We start from the raw sequence: 18,562 nt of genomic DNA, 5'->3' as shown, positions 1-18,562 counted from the left end.
CTCTCTTATCCCGTTTTCTTTTAATACCGGAATTCCGGCGCCCTCTTCTCGAGAAAAGCGTTCATTCCCTCTTTCTGATCAGGCTCCGCAAACAACGCGGCCCAGTTCTTCCGTTCCCTGTCCGACGTCTTCCCGGAATCCGGCTCCCTCAGGTTTTCTTCTATCGTCTGTTTGGCCGCCGCCAATGCCGCCCCGGATTTGGCGCTTAAACACTCCGCCAGTTTTTCCACCGCATCACAAAAGCAGTCCCGGCTTTCCACCCGGTTCACAAGGCCGATATCCAGAGCCTCTTTCGCCGTGACTTGCTTTCCCAGATAAATCATTTCTTTTGCCTTTGCTTCACCAATAAGCCGCGGCAGACGGAAGGTTCCTCCGGCTCCCGGCATGATTCCCAGCGTAATTTCCGGAAATCCCATCCTTGCATCCGCACAGGCAATCCGGAAGTCACAGGCCAGGGCCAGCTCCATGCCGCCGCCCAGGGCATATCCCTCAATGGCCGCCACCGTGGGGATTTTCATCCGGGCCAGCTTGTCGAATGTGCTGCCGAAAGAGAAATTTAGCGCTTCCCCGGGAGTCAAATCCGCCATCTCCCTGATATCGGCTCCCGAGGCAAAATTTTTCCTGCTCTGTATCACCACAACTTTGATATCCCGGTCTGCCGCCGCACTGTCGAGAGCCGTGTCAAGCTCGTCCACCACCTGCCTTGACAGCGCATTATACGCCTCCGGCCGGTCGATTGACAGCCAGGCGATATGTTTCTTTATTTCCAGCCTGATAAACCGCCCCATTCTCAACTGTCCTCCTCGTTTGCTTCATACCGGTAAAAGCCCTTTCCCGTCTTTCTGCCGTACTCTCCCTTTGCAAAATGCTCCACGATTGCGGCGGACGGTTTATCCGCCGGATTTCCGGTCATCCGGTAACGTTCCATCAGAACGTGGTATTCCAGATCGATTCCCGTCATGTCCAGCAGTTCCAGCGGTCCGAGCGGGTGGTTCAGCCCTTTTCTTACCGCCAGATCGATATCCTCCGCCGATGCGATATCCTGATCCAGCAGATAGCATGCTTCCTTTGTCACGGCGCTGAATATGCGGTTTACCACAAACCCGTAAATTTCTTTTTTCACCAGCACCGGAGTTTTCTTTATCGAAACCGCAAACTCCATCATGGTGTCGATTGTCTCCCCGGACGCATGCGGCCCCTTTACAATCTCAACAAGCTGCATTACCAGAGCCGGATTGAAAAAATGGAAGTTTACAACCTTGTCCGGCCTCTGTACCGCGTCGGCAAACAGGGAGCTCACGATATAGGAGCTGTTGCTTGCATAGATTGTATGCTCCGGCGTATAGCGGTCGATCGCGCTCAAAACCTGTTTTTTAATCTCCAGGATGTCGGGAACCGCCTCGATTACCAAATCGGCTCCCGCGCCCGCGTTCTCCAGGCAGTCGGTAAATACCAGCCGGCTCTGTGCCTCTGCCGCGGCCTCCTGTGCCATTTTTCCTTTTAAAACTCTGGAGGCAAACCAATCGCCCGCGAACTTTTCGGCCTTTTGTAGCATATCCCTGTTTAAATCATAATTCTTGACCCGGTATCCGCACAGAGCGGCCTGCATGGCAATCTGGTTTCCCATCGTGCCGCATCCAATCACAGTTACATTGTTTATCTTCATTTCACACCCCCCTGCTGCTCCCGCTTTTCATTCAACACTTCCACGAATCCCTCTATTCTTGTCTCGACACTTTCCGCGGAGCTCATCGACTGTTCCAGCTCGATATACAGGTAAGGGATTCCCTCCCGTTCCAGCTCCTTTTTATAGACGGGAAAATCAAACTCTTCCGGTTCACAGAATTTCATCATGGCAATCAGAACCCCGTCCGCCTTCGTCTGCCTTACCAGTTCAGTCAGACGGTTTCCCCTGCTCTTTTGCTGTTCACAGAGGAACGGATCGCCCCTCTGTGCCAGAAACCGCGCGGCCATCCTCTGCAGAATGGTTCCCTCCCCTGTTCCGGAAATGCGGAAACTTCTGGACTCCTGGGAAAAATCATCAGCCGCGATACAGATCCCGTTTTTCTCCAGCGCGTTGATAACCGCATCCGGTTCCAGCATCAGACCGGTTGCCACTACCCGGATCCAATTTCCGGCCGGCGGCACAGCTCTTTGACGGAGCTTCTCATTGATAGCGTCCAGAGTCTCACCGTAATCCGTTTTATCCATGAAATAATATGATTTCAGAATCTTGTGCCTGGCGCCGATGCCAATCACGTCCGGGTGTAACGCGGCCAATGTGGTAAACTCCCTCATCTTAGCCCGGCAGGCCTCAAACCTGTTCCAGCTTTTTACGAGTTCCTGTTCTTTGATTGTCCGGCCCGCCAGAAGCTCCAGTTTTTCCCTGATTCTCATCAGTTCGTTTTCCAGATAATCCGCAGAGACGCGGCTCTCAATATTCTGTGGGTACACCATGGGGAAAACGGTAATATGCGGTATGGCCGCTTTCCAGTTCTCGCAGACACACTTGAGGGTGTCGCAAAATGTGGGAATCAGGACGGCCGAGAGCATGTCATACGTTCCGTTCAGGGCCTGGGATATGTTTGCCTTCATGACGGAGCAGCAGAAGGGCTGAAGATACTGCCCCACGCGCGGCGTCTCTTCCCCGCCTCCCCACATTCCGACCGGGAGGAAACCCGCGGCGTCCACAAGCTCATCCGGCGTGTAGACCGGAAAACAGCCCACTGCCTTTCTCCCGCTCCTTTCCATGGCGCACAGAACGGCCTCCTTCGGATGATCGGCCGCCCGGCACAGCTTATTAATCAATTGTTCAAGCTCCCCCATTCTGCACACCTCCTTTCCTTTTCTCCTCTATGGTCTCCGCCAGGGACTGAATCCTGGTCTCAAACTGTGCCAGGGAGAAGGCTCTCGGATCCGTCTGATCGCCGTCAAAAACCACCGCAGCCACTCCGGTTCGTTCCACTACACGGCGCTCCACCTCAAACTGTCTGAAATCCATCAGTTTACAACTTCTGTTCGAATGGAAGATCAGGCCGTCTACCGAAAACTCTTTTACCAGTTCCGACAGGTTGTCCACTCCAAAATCCAGATTCCGGTTAACATAATTCGAACTGTAGGCACGGGCCATTCCGTCTAAGTCCCCGGCTTCATACAGGATGGTCCAGGAATCCGGGTACGTGGACGCCACTAAGTTGATGCCGTATTTCTTGAGTGTCTTATAGGTGGATGAGAGATACGGCCAGCATGCGATTCCATCCCACAAGATCCTGATCTTCTCTTCCTGATCCTTCCACGGCCCCAGTCCGGCCGCCTGTTTCTCCTCCAATTCTTTAACCCACAGTTTAAAAAGTTCCAGTCCCTCTTTCCGGCCCCGCATACAGACAATAACCGCCATATAGTTGAATAAATCAAACCCATTTAAGGGGGACGGTTTCGCCCTGGCCATCAGCGAAGCTTTCTTCCACCAACTGGCCGTCTCCGATGATATTTTCATAATTTCGTGGAATCTGTCATAGTCAAAACTCTTCTTCGTAAGCTGTTCCAGTTTCTGAATGGCATCCGTAAGCTGGCCTTTTATATAACGCACGTTTTGTTCCGTCACCTCATATTCATGGTTGAACGGAAGGTCGAAGATAATCATCGGGATATTCAGTTCCCTTGCAATATTCTCATACCATTTCAGCACTGTATTACATATATTGTTGCAGCAGAAGATCAAATCCGGCAGAGGAATGTCACCCGCCGGGCTGCTGAGTACCTCCATGTAGCCCAGGTTCACCCGGGCATAGGAACAAATATCCACCGAGTATCCGTTGGCCTCAGAGTGTTCAAGCAAATCCAGCGCACATTTCCTGGCTCCGATGGCAGCCGCGTGGTTTTCCGGATAGACTACGGCAATATCCATAGTCTCTAACAGTTCCTGCGGTGATATGGAAGTTGCCCAGGCTACAAGCCGCCCCTGCCGTTTTGCCTCCATCGCGTTTTGATAATGCTGTTCCAAAAGCTGATTCAGCATTTCTTTTGACGTCATACTGTAAACTCCTTTCCCTTTTCTGCTTTACTTAAAAGCAATTTCCGTGCCATTTGTTTCATTTTCGGTGCCGGAATCTACAGTTTTTGATAAATTATTTTGGTTTTCTGCTTTTTATTTGTTTATTCGTCTTAAATACTCCTTAAAATAGAGCCGTATCGGGACATAAAGAAACGTAAAAAATGGATTGTGGGCCTGTTTTGAATAAAATATTCTTAAAAGACATGTGCTAAAAGAAAAAAAGGTAAAAAAATGATGCCGTTTTGCATCTTTGATGCATTTTTGCATAAAGACGCCTAACGGCATACTGGTGATTGAAATTTTTATTCTGTTGGATGGTATCTCTGCTCTGACGGTCCATCTCTCGGTTCCGTTGGCGGACTTTACGGGCGGGAAGGCATCACAGCCGGTATTTTTTCAGCTTACGGACTACTGTGGACTGGTTCACCTTTAAATACTCCGCAATCTGGCGGGTCGTGTGAAATTTCTCTTTGGCCTCTTTTAGAAGCTCTCTCTCCACCTCCTCTACCGCCTCCTCCAGCGATACGCCTTCATAGCTGTTTTTGACCTTCTGCCTCCGGCAGTTCCACGGGATATCCTTGACCTGCAGATACTCGCCGTCGGAAAGCACAAACATGTTCTCTATCACATTCTTTAGCTCCCTTATGTTGCCCGGCCAGGAGTACTTCTGGAATTCATCAATGACCGGATAGGTCAGCTTCTTATTTTCCCCATACTGTCCGTTATAATGGTGGACGAATTTCAGGCAGAAAAGCGGAATCTCATCCTTACGCTCACGGAGGGGAGGTATCCGGATATTTACCACATTGAGACGGTAATAGAGATCTTCGCGGAAGCTTCCGTTCTTAATCATAGCCGGAAGGTCACGGTTCGTTGCGGCGATAATTCTCACGTTCAGGGGGAGCAGCTTCGTTCCCCCGAGGCGCATGATTTCCCGGTTTTCCAGCACCCGCAGCAGTTTAACCTGCAGGCTCAGCGGTATCTCCGCAACCTCGTCGAGAAACAGCACGCCGCCGTCCGCCAGCTCAAAAAGACCTTTTTTACCGCATTTGAGGGCGCCTGTAAAGGCTCCGCTTTCGTATCCGAACAGCTCGGATTCCAGCAGATTTTCCGGGACCGCCCCGCAGTTAACCGCTACATAAGGCTTTGTGGAGCGCAGTCCGTTTTTATGAATGAATTTTGCAACCTCATCCTTGCCCACACCGGACTCCCCGGTAAGCAGAACGTTGGTATTGAAATTCCCCAGTTTTTTGGCCAATCGGAACACATCCTGCATCTCCTGGTTGACGATGACCACATCGTCGGCCGTTTCGCCTCGTTCCTCCTGCTGTTTCAGCCTCTGCATGTAGATCTCTTCCATCTTTTTGGCTGATTCCAGCTTTTCACTGAGGGCGTAAATCTCCGATATATCCCTGGAATTTACGACAATTTTCCTGATATTTTTCTGCTCGTCAAAGATCGGCGTGCCCGTCACGATAATCGATTTCCCGTTTCTGGTCATATGCTGGAGAGAAACGGTTTCTTTCTTCTCCTGCACCATACCCACCACTGACTGTTTCATCCATACGGGATTGACAAGATGCAGGATATTCCGCCCCAAAAGCTCCTCCCGCGTGATGCCCGTATTATGTACATATCCCTGGTTCACGATCTCCACATTCCCCTCGGCATCCGTCACCAGGATTCCGTCAAAGGATGCCTCTATAATCTCCTGTAAATCCTGGAGCACATGCTTTTTGGCGTACTCCTCCATCTCGTTCTGGGACGGTTTTGCTCCCAGAAGCAGCAGAATCAGATAGGTCGGCCCGTCTTTTTCTTCCCCGCAGGCCCACCTGGACACGGTGACAAACACCTGCCGGCCCTGTATCTGATAATGGAACGTCTTTTCTCCGTCCGGCTCGTCCGGCAGAAAAAACGACTTGCCAAGAAAGTGTTTTACCGATTGATGCGAAATTGCATCGTCCTCGGCAGAAAGGATTTCTTTTGCGTAGTCGTTATAGTAAATGATACGGTAATCTTTATCAATTAAAATCGTCCCGGTTAAAACATCGGTATCCGTTTTTGAAGACTTTTGCAATTCCCGGCTCTCGCCTTCACCTGATATAACGTTCATGGGGGCCTCCTTCCCGAACTTTTCTCCCTGTAGCAAAGGCGCTTTCCCCCTCCGGAGCCGAGTGTTTTATCGCCTTTTCGGTTCATTATACCATTTTCGCTTGGTTGTGAGAATATGATTTTTGGTTTGGGGGTGGCTTCTAGTGATATTTTTTTGGGGGGAGTTGGGGGGCACCGTCTGCGAAACAAGTACTTTCGGTGTGGATTCCGGGACTTACTTAGATAAAAGGTTATTAACGTCCTGGATATCGAGTAGTTTTTTTGTTGCGAACCGGACCGCTGGCGCAGCTTCTCTATCAGCTTATATTGTTTTCTTTTCCTCTTCGGTTACTTCATCGGATTCTTTTTCTTTTAAATAATTGACGGATCGTTGCTCAATTTGCCTACCATCCAGGCTCTGGTTCTGCCGGAGCCTTTTTCATTACATAAAAAAAAGCACCGACCCCGTAGCTCTCTGTCTACAAAACCAGTACTTTTAGTGCGCCTTCAGGGACTCGAACCCTGGACAAATAGATTAAGAGTCTACTGCTCTACCAACTGAGCTAAAGGCGCGTATTTATTGTTGTTTTGTCACTTTTTGTGACGCATGAATTATTCTATCTCAATCATCATAAAATGTCAACCTCTTTTTTAAAGATTTTGTAAAAATTATGTCCAAATTATATATTAAATTAAATCTCTCCCATTTTTAGCCCTTGAACCTTACAACTGTAAAGAGGGCAGGAAGTACTCGCCCCGCCCTCTTTACAGTTGCTTTTTATCATTTTTCCGTGTCGTATTTCACTGTTTTTTATTTAGAATACCGGCACAACCGATCCGTCATATTTTTCATTGATAAATTCCTTAACCGTATCCGAAGTCAGCGCTTCGCTCAGAGCCTTTGTTTTCTCCGTGTTCTCGTTTCCTTCTTTGACCGCAAGAATATTGGCATAAGCCTGGGCTGCCAGTGAGTCGGATGCCTCAACGGCCAGAGTATCCTTTGTTTCCAGCCCTGCTTCCAGCGCATAGTTTCCATTGATGCAGGCAATATCCACATCCTGCAGGGAACGGGCCAACTGGGCCGCTTCCAGTTCCTTGATTTCCAGGTTCAGCGGGTTTTCCTTGATGTCGACTGCCGTCGCCGTAAGACCTGCCTCTTCCTTAAGCGTCAGCAGCCCCTGAGCCTCCAGAAGCAGAAGCGCCCTCGCCTCATTGGTGGTGTCGTTGGGAACGGCTACAATCGCGCCTTCCTTTAACGCCTTCAGATCGGTAGTTTTCCCTCCATAGATGCCAAACGGCTCAAAATGCACCTTTACAGCCGACACAAGATGTGTTTTATTTTCCTCATTGAAATTATCCAGGTAGGGCTGATGCTGAAAATAATTGGCATCCAGTTCTCCGTTTTCCAGAGCCGTGTTTGGCAGGACATAATCATTGTATTCCACAACTTCCAAATCATAGCCTTTGGATTTCAATTCTTCCTTTGCGGCATTGAGAATCTCACTGTGGGGCGTTACGCTTGCCCCTACTTTGATGACTGTATCCTTCTCACTTGCGGCGGCCGGCTTTCCGCAGCCGGACAAAGCTGTTGATACTACGCAAATTCCTGCTAATACTGCAATTAATTCCTTTTTCATAATCTTTCTCCTCCTAGAAATCGCTTATTTATTCTAATATTTTTTATTGATGTAGGACTTCTTATTAATTCCCTTTACTTTTACTGTTCCTTCTCTGATGTTCTTTCTCTGCTGCTCTATCTCTGTTGTCCTGACTAGCTGTTCTGTTCCTGCTGTCCTGTCTCTACTGTCCCGTCCCTTCTTCCCTGTCTCTACTGTCCCGTCCCTTCTCCCCTGCCTATCCTGCCCCGCCTAATCACCGGCTCCTCTTATCCACCCGCTGTACAAGCCGAATCCCAAATTCCTGAAATAGCTGGACGATAACAACCAGCAGCGCCACCGTGACGAGCATTGTCCCCGACTGGTAACGGTAATATCCGTAGTTGATGGCGATTGCCCCCAGGCCTCCGCCTCCGGTAAATCCCGCCATGGCCGAATATCCGAGAATGGTGGCAACGGCTATTGTACTTCCCACCAGCAGGGAGGGGCCCGCTTCCGGGATAAGTACCTTGCGTACAATCTGCATTGGTGAGGAACCCATGGCCCTGGCCGCCTCAATCACGCCATAGTTAACCTCTTTCAGCGAAGATTCCACCAGCCGTGCCACAAAGGGCGTAGCCGCAACAATCAACGGCACCACCGTAGCCGTAGAACCTATCGTCGTCCCGGCCACCAGCCGCGTGAACGGCAGAATCGCTACCAGCAGAATCAGAAACGGCACCGAACGCAGTAAGTTAATCACAACGCCCACAATGGCATTTATCTTCCTGTTTCTGCAAATCCCTCCGCTGTCCGTCACATAGAGGAGGACTCCAAGGGGAATTCCAAACAGATAGGCCATAGCGGAAGAAAATAATGTCATATACAGGCTTTCCCCCGTTCCTTTTAATAAAAGCTGAATCATTTCCCGGCTCATGCCCCTGCGCCTCCTTCCTCAAAATAAATATGGTGTTCCTTCAGATACTTTTGTATCTTCTCTACTTTTTCCCTGTCCTCCGGCAGCTCAATCAGCATCTGGCCGTAGGCCTTGCCGCCGATATTTTCCGTGTTGGCCCCAAGAATGCTTACCATTGCATTGCAGCTCAGACTGAGAGCCGAGATAACGGGTTCCGACGCCGACTGGCCGTCAAATGCAATCCGGAGCACATGTTTCCCATCCGTCTCCTCCAGGCCCGTTTTATCCGGAAGAATCAGCCTGCGGGCCGTCTCCGTCTTCGGATTCAGGAAGACATCCCGGACCGTTCCGGTTTCCTCAATGCTCCCGCCGTTCATTACGGCCACTCTGGTGCAAATCTGCTGCACCACCTTCATCTCATGGGTAATTACTACAATTGTGACCCCCAGGCGCTCATTAATCTGTTTCAGCAGTTCCAGAATCGATCTCGTTGTTATGGGATCCAGCGCGCTGGTTGCCTCGTCGCAGAGGAGCACTTCCGGCTCGGTTGCAAGAGCCCTTGCAATTGCCACTCTCTGCTTCTGCCCTCCTGAAAGCTGCGCCGGATAGGCGTTTTCCTTTTCCTCCAAATCCACCAGCTTCAGCAGTTTTCTTGCCCGCTCCCTGCACTGGTTCCGTTTGGCTCCGGCAATCTCCAGAGGATAGCAGACATTGTCTATGACACTTCTCTGCTCCAGAAGGTTGAACTGCTGAAAAATCATTCCAATTTTGCGGCGGTAATTCCGCAGCTCTCCGGCGCTCACCTTTGTCAAATCCACGCCTTCGAAATAAACGCTTCCCTTGGTTGGGACCTCCAGCAGATTGATGCACCGCACCAGTGTGGACTTACCTGCGCCGGAGAATCCGATAATACCGAATATTTCACCTTTTTCTATTTCCAGAGACACATCCCGCACCGCCACAACCTCGCTGCTCCGCGAGGAATATTCTTTGCTGACATGTTCAAACCGTATCACGTTCCATCCCCCCTCTTGCCCTGAGACGTTTTCCATAAAACCGTCTCTCTTCTGATGCATCACAGTATATCACCTCCCTGATTGTTGCGCTAATTCATAAAAAATGCAGCCAGTTATAGGATAGACCTATAGCCGACTGCCTGTACCACAATTTTTTATATTCTACTGCCCTGCGCCTACTGCGGCATCTTATCTCTCTGCCGCAGTACCTTACCCCTTACCGCAGCACCTTATACCCTACTACAGCGCCTTACACCCTACCGCAGCGCCTTACACCCTACCGCACGCCTTATACCCTACCTCAGCGCCTTACACCCTACCGCACGCCTTACACCCTGCCGCAGCGCCTTATCCCCTGCCGCAGCGCCTTATCCCCTACCACAGCGCCTTACACCCTGCCGCAGCGCCTTACACCCTACCGCAGCGCCTTATCCCTGTACTTCGCAATCTTCTCCAGATATTTCTGCCCCAGAGGGCTGATAGCCATCCCTTTCCGCGCCAGATACCCAATCGACATGACCTCATCACTGTCAAGCCGCACCGCACAGAAATCCGTGCCGTTCAATTCCTCGCAGATGATGCCGCAGCAGAGCGTGTAACCGTTCAGCCCCACCATCAGGTTTAAGATTGTAGCCCTGTCATTGACCTTGATCAGGCGCTTGTAATCGTAAGTACTGAGGACTTCCTCCGCAAAATAAAAGGAGTTATAGTTGCCCTGTTCAAATGAGAGGCAGGGATACTCCTCCAGCTCCTGAAGCGTAATCAGCTCCCGTTTTGCCAGCGGATGCCCCTTCCACATATAGACGTAAATGCTGCATTTCAGTATCTCATGGAATCCCAGATCAAACTGATGGAACAGTTTCGTCAGAACCTTGCGGTTAAAATCGTTGATATACAGAATCCCTATCTCACTCTTAAAATTCTTTACATCCTCGATCACCTCATATGTCTTTGTTTCATGAATGGCAAACTCATACTCATCCATTCCAAACTGCTTAACCATCTCCACAAAGGCATTGACGGAAAATGTATAATGCTGCATGGAAACACTGAACTTCTTTTTCGTGCGCTCCTTGGACACATACTTTGTCTCAATCAACTGGTACTGCTCGACCACCTGCCTGGCATAGCCGATAAATTCCTCCCCCTCCGGCGTAACGAAAACGCCGCGGTTCGTCCTTTTGAACAGTTCCACGCCAATCTCGTCTTCCAGCTCCCGGATGGCGGCCGACAGGCTCGGCTGTGAGATAAAAAGCAGCCGTGACGCTTCATTCATCGAATTTGCGCCGGCCACCGTAATCGCGTACTTTAACTGAACCAGAGTCATAAATCAGTTCCTCCTCTTCCCCTTAAAACAATGACATGCTTTTACGCAGAGAAGGTGTCACTCCTCCACTCTTCTCAAGTGATTTCGCAACACCCTCTCCAAAATTTATCTTTATTCAGTTTATTCATTCCAATCGCGGCCGTACCGGCCGGCGCCAGTTGTCAAAGCCTTCATCAAATAGCCTGGTTAATCGCCTTCACGATGGTCGCTTTTGTCTGTACTCCGACTTCTTTCCGGATCACCTGGCCCTTGCCGAATACGATCAGGGTAGGAATTGACATGACTCCGTATTTCATAGCCAGATCTGCGCTCTCGTCTATATTTACTTTACCGACCTTTATCCTGCCGTCATATTCACTGGCCAGCTGTTCGACTACGGGCGCCATCAGTTTGCACGGGCCGCACCAGTCTGCATAAAAATCTACCAGCACCGGTATATTTGATTTTAAAACTTCTGTTTCAAAATTCTCACTCGTAAATCTTGTCTCCATTCGCAGCTCCTCCTACTTCTTCTTTTTTCTGTCAGTGTCTATCACCTTACCCACCTCGTCAAAATGCTTTTTCCACTTCAAAACGGTTTTATTAAGTTCCGTCTTGTCACTGGTCGCCTTCGACAATTCACGGGTAATCCTGGCCTTCATACTCATTCTGCACACCTGCCGTCTGCTGTTTGCTACATTATATGCGGATTCACCGCATACAGATAACCGCAGCTCTTGTGGCGCGCTTCTCTCATTCGTATTCTATCTGACAGCCGTCAGCTTGCAGATTGGTTTTCCCTCTGCCGCAAACTTTGTTTCATATTCGGTCATTACGTTTCCTTCCGCCATCTCACTGTGATGAAGATCGAATGTAGATTCAAGGATCTTCCATCCCGCTTCAGGCACCGATTCCAGGGAGTAATCGAAAAGTCCCCTGTTATCCGTCTTGAATTCCACTCTGCCGTCTCTGCTCAAAATTTTATCGTATACCTCCATAAACTGAGGCGATGTAAGTCTTCTCTTTGCATGTCTGTCCTTGGGCCACGGATCGGAAAAATTCAGGTAAATCCTGGCGACCTCGCCCGGCTCGAAAATTTCAGCCATGTTTTTGGCGTCAACACACATAAAATAAATATTGGATAACTGAAGCTGCTCCCTCTTCTGAAGCGCTTTCAGCATTACGGTCGAATACCGCTCTATGCCGATATAGTTAACCTCAGGGTTTGTCCGGGCCAGCTCCATAATGAATTTGCCCTTGCCCATGCCTACTTCTATGTGAATCGGATTGTGATTCCCAAAAGCCTCATGCCACTTTCCCTTCCGCTCTTCCGGTTTCTGAATTACGTAGGGGCTTTCCTCTATCATCTGCTCTGCGCCCGGTATATGGCGTAGTCTCATACTGTTTCCTCCTGGTGTTCTTTACATCTTTTTTTCCTGTTTTTTTCATTCTTTTTATTTTACTATCTTACCATTTCAGTCATTTTTATGCAAGTTAATCTGTAAATTCTGCTACTGTTCCAATAATTCTAAGATATATATTACATTTTTCCTAATTTTATAAATTTATTTCAAAATATAGGTGCATAAAATTTTCCTATATATTATAATAGGGTTAATTAAGACTTAAGCATTACTGATACAAAGGAGACGGCCTATGAACAATACAGACAATCCAGGCACAAACAGCTGGGATAAGATCCAAAGCGGAGTACGGGATACGGAACGCCTTATCGGGCAGAAAAAATATAACATGGCGATGGTGAAAGCCCGCCAGACACTTGAGTTTATGGTAAAGTGCCTCTGTGACAAATCGGGTGTTATGGAGGGCAATCTCATTGATATGATTGACGCCCTGTACGATGACGGCATTATCAGCAAGACCACCTGCGAACATTACCACAAGATCAGGACCATCGGCAACAAGGCCATCCATGAGGAAGACAACAGCGCCTACAATGCCAATCAGGCCCACCATCTTCTTTCACAGGAGGTATACACCTTCGCCAACGATTACAGCGAGAAACGGCGCAAACCGGCGCAGGCCTCATCTGCAAGACGGCGCAGCGACGAACCCCAGCACAGGCGGTCATCCTCCGGAGGCGGCACAGGCAGCCGGCGCAGGGTACAGTCTTCCGGTCCTTCCTTCGATGCCGGAAGCATTATCAAACCACTTTTGCTGATTGCAATTATTGTAGTTTTAATTTTTATCATCAAGATGATTCACCCGGGAAAAGAAAAAGCCCCGGAAACGACTGCACCGGCTGTCTCGACAGAAATGACGGATCCGGTACCGACCGAAACTGAGACCCCAACCGAAGAACCGACAACAGAGGCTGCAACTGTAAAATACAAAGTCAATGCCGACACGTTAAATGTTCGGGCTACTCCTGCTACAGACGGAAGAATCGTCGTACAGCTGGCCAGGGATGCAGAAGTTGAATATGTGCGTGATCATGATGACAGATGGTGTATTATCAGATACAACGGCCAGGACGCTTACGTTGCAAAGGAATACCTCGCACCTGTCACCCAATAACTGAATGACAGAAGACAGGATTCCATTGGCTGAAATTGATTCTTTATTTTAATCGTACAAGAACCATAGCGGAATTTCCCGATTCTGCTATGGTTTTTTTATTGGTGGCAATGAAAAGTTCGCAAAGCGTGCTTTTCGTTGATGGAAACGGTGGAGAATCCTTTGTTACTGCCGGATTCTTTCCTGCATTTATGCGTATAATAGTTTCAATAACGTGGCACAAGTTTATAATAACCACAGGAGGTGCCTTAAATGGACCGGATTATAGGAAAAATATCTTTAATCGAAAATAAAGCCGTAAAAATTATGGAAGATGCCGCTGCCCGGAAAAAGGATATTGCGGATCAGATCCATAAAGAGACGGAAGAATTTAATCAGACTCTGGAGGCCGAGACCGAGGCGCGGATCGCCGATGTCCGGACTTCCATGGAAGCCGAGATGCAGAAGAAACTGTCCTGCCAGAGAAGCCGGGCGGAACACATGATTCAGAAACTGGAGAACCACTATAAGTGCCAGAGCCAGACCTATGTGGAGCAGCTATTTAAAGAAATGACGGGAGCGTGATTCTTATGAGAGGACTTCTGGCCTACAGCGGGCTGACTACCAAGGTCCGGGCAATGACGGGACAGCTCCTCACCAGGGACCAGTACCGGGCAATGGCCGGACTGGAAAGCGTGCCGGAAGCGGTGGAATTTTTACGCGCCCTTCCGGCCTATGCGGGTGTGTTCCCCGATATGGACAGTGAGGATCTGCACCGCGGGACCATAGAGCGGCTACTGGCCGGTTCCCTGTACAGGGATTACGCCAGGCTGTACCGTTTTTCAAACATAAAGCAGAGGCGTTTTTTTAAACTGTATTTTATGCATTTCGAGATAGATATCATGAAGAGCTGCCTGAGGAATGCGGCGGCCCATCAGCCGGTTCCGGTCGGCCTGTCCCGATACGAGGAGTTTTTCCGTTCCCATTCCAAACTGGACCTGGCAGCCATCGGTACGGCCGCCACAACGGATGAATTCATCGACAGCCTGGAGGGCACGGTTTATTACCCGCTGCTGGCGCGCATCCGCGATTCCGGCGACGGAGGCCACTTTGATTATGAGATGGCGCTGGATCTCTATTACTTCAACGTCACCTGGAAAGCAATTAAAAAGAACATTCCAAAGAGGGAACAGGAGGCTATCCTGCAGGGATTCGGAACAAAACTGGATCTGCTGAACCTTCAGTGGATTTACAGGACCAAGCGGTATTACACCATCCCGGGAGCGGAAGTGAAAAAGCTTCTCATCCCCATCCGTTACCGCCTGCGAAACAGCCAGCTTGAACAGCTGATCGCCGCCGAAAGCATGGATGAATATTTCTCCGCGCTCTCGGAAACATGGTACGGTTCCCAGACCAAACAGGCCGCGCTGGATGAAAAGCCAAACCTGGAAATCCTCTACGACGTGATACTGGCCCACATCCACAGGACTGCGGCCGCCAGGAATCCGTACTCCATTGCCTCGCTCTACTCCTACCTGTATTTCAAAGAGGATGAGCTGAGGAAAATCGTTACGGTTATAGAAGGAATCCGCTATCGCCTCGATGCCGGAGAAATTCTGGATATTATAGAAAAACATGAAACAGGGGGGAATGCGACGTGATAGAAAAAATGAAATTTCTAAGCATAACCGGTCCCAAAGAAGATATTGACCGGGTTGTCAATCAGTATCTCAGCAAATACGAGATTCAGATTGAGAATGCTCTGTCCGAGCTGAAAACCGTAAAAGACCTCCGCCCTTATATTGAAATCAATCCCTACAAAGAGCTCTTTACAAGAGCCTCCCGCCTGGTCGGCTCCCTGAAAACGAGTGGTCCGGCCAAAACCGCGGAAACACCGGCAAAGGGAACTCTGTTGCCGGACAGCAGGGATATTTCCATAGAAAAGGCGTCCGAGACTGTCATCCGGGTAGATAAGGCCCTGGCAGATTTTATGGAGAACAGGACAAAACTGGAAGGGGAACTGGATACGCTGCGGACTTCCCACAATAAAATCCTTCCATTCAGGGAGCTGGATTACGATATCAGATCGATTCTGCATTTCCAGCACATCAGGTTCCGGTTCGGCCGGATCCCGCGGGAATATTATGCAAAATTTGAGAAGGTCGTCTATGAGTCGTTAGATACCATCCTCTACAAATGCCATGAGGATGAAAATTATGTTTCCATCGTCTACTTTGTTCCGGCCGTTATCTCCAAACGAATCGACGCCATTTATACGTCGCTTCACTTTGAACGGTTTATTGTGCCGGACGAATACAACGGAACGCCGGGTGAGGCCATCGACGCCCTGGAAGAAGAGATCCGAAAATCCGAGTCCGAACTCGCGGAAATGAATGAGCAAATCAACCGGATCCTGGAAGACAACCGGCAGGATATCCTGGACGCCTACACAAAGCTCAACTCCTACAACACGAACTTTAACGTGAGGAAACTGGCCGCCTGCACAAACCACGATGTCAACACGTTCTACATCCTCTGCGGATGGATGACGGAACGAGATGCCGAACTGTTCCGGAAGGAGCTGGAGCTGGACGACAAGACATTCTGCCTCGTGGAGGATGATCACAACAACCTGCTCACTCCTCCGCCTACAAAGCTGAAGAATCCGAAACTGTTCCGTCCGTTTGAGATGTTTATCAAGATGTATGGGCTTCCGGCGTACGGAGAACTCGATCCCACGATCCTGATTGCCGTCACCTACTCCTTCCTCTTTGGTTTCATGTTCGGCGACGTAGGGCAGGGACTGCTCCTCCTGTGCGGCGGATACGCGCTCTACCGCGTGAAAAAGATGGATTTGGCCGCCGTTGTTTCCTGCTGCGGATTCTTTTCCACCATATTCGGTTTCCTGTTCGGCAGCGTTTTCGGATTTGAAGATATTCTCCATCCGCTCTGGCTGCGGCCTGCCGCCCAGATGATGAACCTGCCGTTTATTGGAAAGCTCAACACCGTATTTATCGTCGCGGTCGCCCTGGGAATGGGAATTATCGTACTGACCATGATACTGAACATTATTAATTCGATCCGTTTTAAGGATCCGGAAAAATCCTGGTTCGATACCAACGGTCTGGCCGGCCTTGTCTTCTACGGAAGCGTTCTGGCCGTTGTCGTTCTCTTCATGATGGGGAAAACACTTCCCGCCGCCGGCGTGCTGGCCGTCATGTTCGGAATACCGTTAATTATCATTTTCCTGAAGGAACCGCTGGCAGCGCTCGTCAAAAAACAGGCCGGACACATTTCCGAATCCCGCGCCATGTTCTTTGTCCAGGGATTCTTTGAAATGTTTGAGATGCTGCTCAGCTACTTCTCCAACACCCTGTCCTTTGTCCGTGTCGGCGCGTTTGCAGTCAGCCACGCGGCCATGATGGAAGTCGTTATGATGCTGGCCGGAGCCGAATCAGGAGCTCCAAACTGGGCTGTCGTCATTATCGGCAACCTGTTCGTCTGCGCGATGGAGGGACTGATTGTCGGAATCCAGGTACTGAGACTGGAATACTATGAAATCTTCAGCCGTTTCTACAAGGGCAGCGGACGTGAATTCCGCCCTTACGGAAAAGCCTGAGGCCGGTAAAAGAAAGCCTGAACACTGAAAACGGTGCTGGATGCCCTTAAAACGCCCTTCACCGGTAATATAAAAATAATGGAGGATTACTATTATGTCATTAACAGTCAAAATCTTATTAGCCGCCGCACTCATCTTAAGTATTGCCGTACCCTTCGGCGCATTTGCCGCAGGTGAAAAGACAAGGGGCAGGTACAAAAGAGCCCTTGGCGTCAACGTATTACTGTTTTTTGGAACACTCATCACCGCAGCCGTCCTGATGTTCTCCGGCAACGCATATGCCGCTGAGGAAGCCGCCGGGACCGCTGCAGGCGCAGCCGCAGGCATGGGCTACATCGCAGCCGCACTCTCCACCGGACTTTCCGGCATCGGAGGCGGTATCGCCGTTTCCGCCGCTGCCTCCTCCGCATTGGGCGCTATCAGTGAGGATTCCTCCATCTTTGGTAAATCCCTCATCTTCGCCGGCCTTGCCGAAGGTGTCTGCCTCTACGGACTGATCATCTCCTTCATGATCCTGGGTAAATTATAATGAAGATGTACCTGTTAAGCGACAACATCGACACGCTCACTGGAATGCGCCTGGCCGGCGTGGAGGGTGTTGTTGTCCATGAACAGCAGGAAGTAAAAGAGGCGCTTGATAAAGTCCTCGCCGATAAGGAGATCGGCATCGTGCTTTTAACCGAAAAATTCGGGCGCGATTTTCCCGACCTCATCAACCGTGTCAGGCTGGAGCATAATTTCCCGCTCTTTGTGGAGATTCCCGACCGCCACGGAACCGGCCGCAAGCCGGACTTTATCACTGCCTATGTCAATGAGGCCATTGGTCTTAAACTCTAGCGCAGTACTTGGAAAGCAGGTGAACATACTTGACCATAGAAGAAAAACTGGAACATTTTGAATCCCTCTGTTACGGGGATGCCACAGAACGCAGCGACAAGATGCTGGCCGATTATACCGCCTCCTTAAGATCCATTCTGGAGGAACATAAAAGGGATGCCCGCCGTCAGGCCGATATGCAGGTAGCCGCCGAGGCTGAAAAAATCGAACACGACATCAACAAACAGTTGTCCATTGAACAGATTAACATCAAACGCGAATACAGCAAAAAGCAGGAAGAACTTAAGACCATGCTGATCAGCGAGCTGCGCAACCGCCTGGCTCTTTTCATGGATTCCGCCGACTATCAGCGTTTTCTTGAGTCGGAGGTAAAAAGGGCGATGGAATTTGCCCAGAAAGCTCCGATGACCGTCTATCTGGATCCGTCGGACGCCGACAAGCTGAACCGCATCGCACTTCATACCGGGGCGGATATAAAGCTCAGCGATACCACGTTTCTGGGTGGTATCCGCGCCGTTATTCCGTCTAAAAACATCCTGATAGACAATTCATTTAAAACGAAACTGGAAGAGATCTCCGAGAAATTCCAGTTCCGGTTAGGAGGCAGATAA

The 18,562-nt window shown here is 49.7% G+C and carries 19 protein-coding genes and 1 tRNA gene; 7 read left to right on the top strand and 13 right to left on the bottom strand.

Features of this window, described 5'->3' with window-relative positions; genetic code table 11:
- Positions 1-20 precede the first annotated feature (20 nt).
- The 13 genes from QZT18_RS06270 to trmB form a co-directional block, all read right to left on the bottom strand.
- Positions 21-788, bottom strand: a complete 768-nt coding sequence (locus tag QZT18_RS06270; RefSeq protein WP_294145662.1) for an enoyl-CoA hydratase/isomerase family protein — start codon at positions 786-788, stop codon at positions 21-23.
- A gap of 2 nt (positions 789-790) precedes the next feature.
- The gene (locus tag QZT18_RS06265; RefSeq protein ID WP_294145661.1) at positions 791-1,666 is read right to left on the bottom strand and encodes a 3-hydroxyacyl-CoA dehydrogenase family protein; all 876 of its coding nucleotides are present in this window, start codon (positions 1,664-1,666) and stop codon (positions 791-793) included.
- Positions 1,663-2,826, bottom strand: coding sequence for a 2-hydroxyacyl-CoA dehydratase subunit D (locus QZT18_RS06260; protein WP_294145660.1), 1,164 nt, complete (start codon positions 2,824-2,826; stop codon positions 1,663-1,665). The genes QZT18_RS06265 and QZT18_RS06260 overlap by 4 nt, the downstream gene beginning before the upstream one ends.
- Positions 2,813-4,033, bottom strand: a complete 1,221-nt coding sequence (locus tag QZT18_RS06255) for a 2-hydroxyacyl-CoA dehydratase subunit D (RefSeq protein ID WP_294145659.1) — start codon at positions 4,031-4,033, stop codon at positions 2,813-2,815. The genes QZT18_RS06260 and QZT18_RS06255 overlap by 14 nt, the downstream gene beginning before the upstream one ends.
- A gap of 400 nt (positions 4,034-4,433) precedes the next feature.
- Positions 4,434-6,167: a sigma-54-dependent Fis family transcriptional regulator gene (locus tag QZT18_RS06250; protein WP_294145657.1), complete on the bottom strand. Its 1,734-nt coding sequence runs from the start codon at positions 6,165-6,167 to the stop codon at positions 4,434-4,436.
- 478 nt (positions 6,168-6,645) lie between these two features.
- Positions 6,646-6,718, bottom strand: a tRNA-Lys gene (locus QZT18_RS06245).
- A 242-nt stretch (positions 6,719-6,960) separates the two neighbouring features.
- On the bottom strand, positions 6,961-7,782 hold the full coding sequence (locus tag QZT18_RS06240; protein WP_294145655.1) for a MetQ/NlpA family ABC transporter substrate-binding protein: 822 nt from the start codon (positions 7,780-7,782) through the stop codon (positions 6,961-6,963).
- A 235-nt stretch (positions 7,783-8,017) separates the two neighbouring features.
- Positions 8,018-8,677, bottom strand: coding sequence for a methionine ABC transporter permease (locus QZT18_RS06235; protein ID WP_294145653.1), 660 nt, complete (start codon positions 8,675-8,677; stop codon positions 8,018-8,020).
- Positions 8,674-9,732, bottom strand: coding sequence for a methionine ABC transporter ATP-binding protein (locus QZT18_RS06230; RefSeq protein WP_294145675.1), 1,059 nt, complete (start codon positions 9,730-9,732; stop codon positions 8,674-8,676). Before QZT18_RS06230 ends, QZT18_RS06235 begins: the two co-directional genes overlap by 4 nt.
- Positions 9,733-10,087: 355 nt before the next feature.
- Positions 10,088-10,999 carry a LysR family transcriptional regulator gene (locus tag QZT18_RS06225; protein ID WP_294145652.1) on the bottom strand — a complete coding sequence of 304 codons (912 nt, stop codon included), beginning with the start codon at positions 10,997-10,999 and terminating at the stop codon, positions 10,088-10,090.
- 173 nt (positions 11,000-11,172) lie between these two features.
- Complete coding sequence (trxA, locus tag QZT18_RS06220) at positions 11,173-11,490, bottom strand: thioredoxin (protein WP_227031403.1); 318 nt, start codon at positions 11,488-11,490, stop codon at positions 11,173-11,175.
- A gap of 12 nt (positions 11,491-11,502) precedes the next feature.
- Complete coding sequence (locus QZT18_RS06215; protein ID WP_294145677.1) at positions 11,503-11,655, bottom strand: hypothetical protein; 153 nt, start codon at positions 11,653-11,655, stop codon at positions 11,503-11,505.
- A gap of 87 nt (positions 11,656-11,742) precedes the next feature.
- On the bottom strand, positions 11,743-12,378 hold the full coding sequence (gene trmB / locus QZT18_RS06210; RefSeq protein WP_294145651.1) for a tRNA (guanosine(46)-N7)-methyltransferase TrmB: 636 nt from the start codon (positions 12,376-12,378) through the stop codon (positions 11,743-11,745).
- Positions 12,379-12,634: 256 nt separating this feature from the next.
- Here trmB and QZT18_RS06205 point away from each other — a divergent pair, with 256 nt between their 5' ends.
- From QZT18_RS06205 to QZT18_RS06175, 7 genes are all read left to right on the top strand, one after another.
- Positions 12,635-13,516, top strand: a complete 882-nt coding sequence (locus tag QZT18_RS06205; RefSeq protein WP_294145650.1) for an SH3 domain-containing protein — start codon at positions 12,635-12,637, stop codon at positions 13,514-13,516.
- Positions 13,517-13,768: 252 nt separating this feature from the next.
- Positions 13,769-14,080, top strand: coding sequence for a hypothetical protein (locus tag QZT18_RS06200; protein ID WP_294145649.1), 312 nt, complete (start codon positions 13,769-13,771; stop codon positions 14,078-14,080).
- A gap of 5 nt (positions 14,081-14,085) precedes the next feature.
- Entirely contained in the window at positions 14,086-15,156 is a 1,071-nt protein-coding gene (locus QZT18_RS06195) for a V-type ATPase subunit (RefSeq protein WP_294145648.1), read from the top strand.
- Entirely contained in the window at positions 15,153-17,114 is a 1,962-nt protein-coding gene (locus tag QZT18_RS06190; RefSeq protein ID WP_294145646.1) for a V-type ATP synthase subunit I, read from the top strand. Before QZT18_RS06195 ends, QZT18_RS06190 begins: the two co-directional genes overlap by 4 nt.
- Before the next feature lie 94 nt (positions 17,115-17,208).
- Positions 17,209-17,643 (top strand): ATP synthase subunit C, encoded by a 435-nt coding sequence (locus QZT18_RS06185; protein WP_294145644.1) that lies wholly within the window; start codon positions 17,209-17,211, stop codon positions 17,641-17,643.
- Entirely contained in the window at positions 17,643-17,951 is a 309-nt protein-coding gene (locus tag QZT18_RS06180; RefSeq protein ID WP_125141612.1) for a V-type ATP synthase subunit F, read from the top strand. The genes QZT18_RS06185 and QZT18_RS06180 overlap by 1 nt, the downstream gene beginning before the upstream one ends.
- 29 nt (positions 17,952-17,980) lie before the next feature.
- On the top strand, positions 17,981-18,562 hold the full coding sequence (locus QZT18_RS06175) for a V-type ATP synthase subunit E (RefSeq protein WP_294145638.1): 582 nt from the start codon (positions 17,981-17,983) through the stop codon (positions 18,560-18,562).

It is taken from the genome of uncultured Clostridium sp., assembly GCF_900547735.1.
Lineage (GTDB): Bacteria > Bacillota > Clostridia > Lachnospirales > Lachnospiraceae > Otoolea.
Note: the sequence above shows the minus strand (reverse complement) of the source record. Positions and strands in the feature narration are given on the sequence as shown.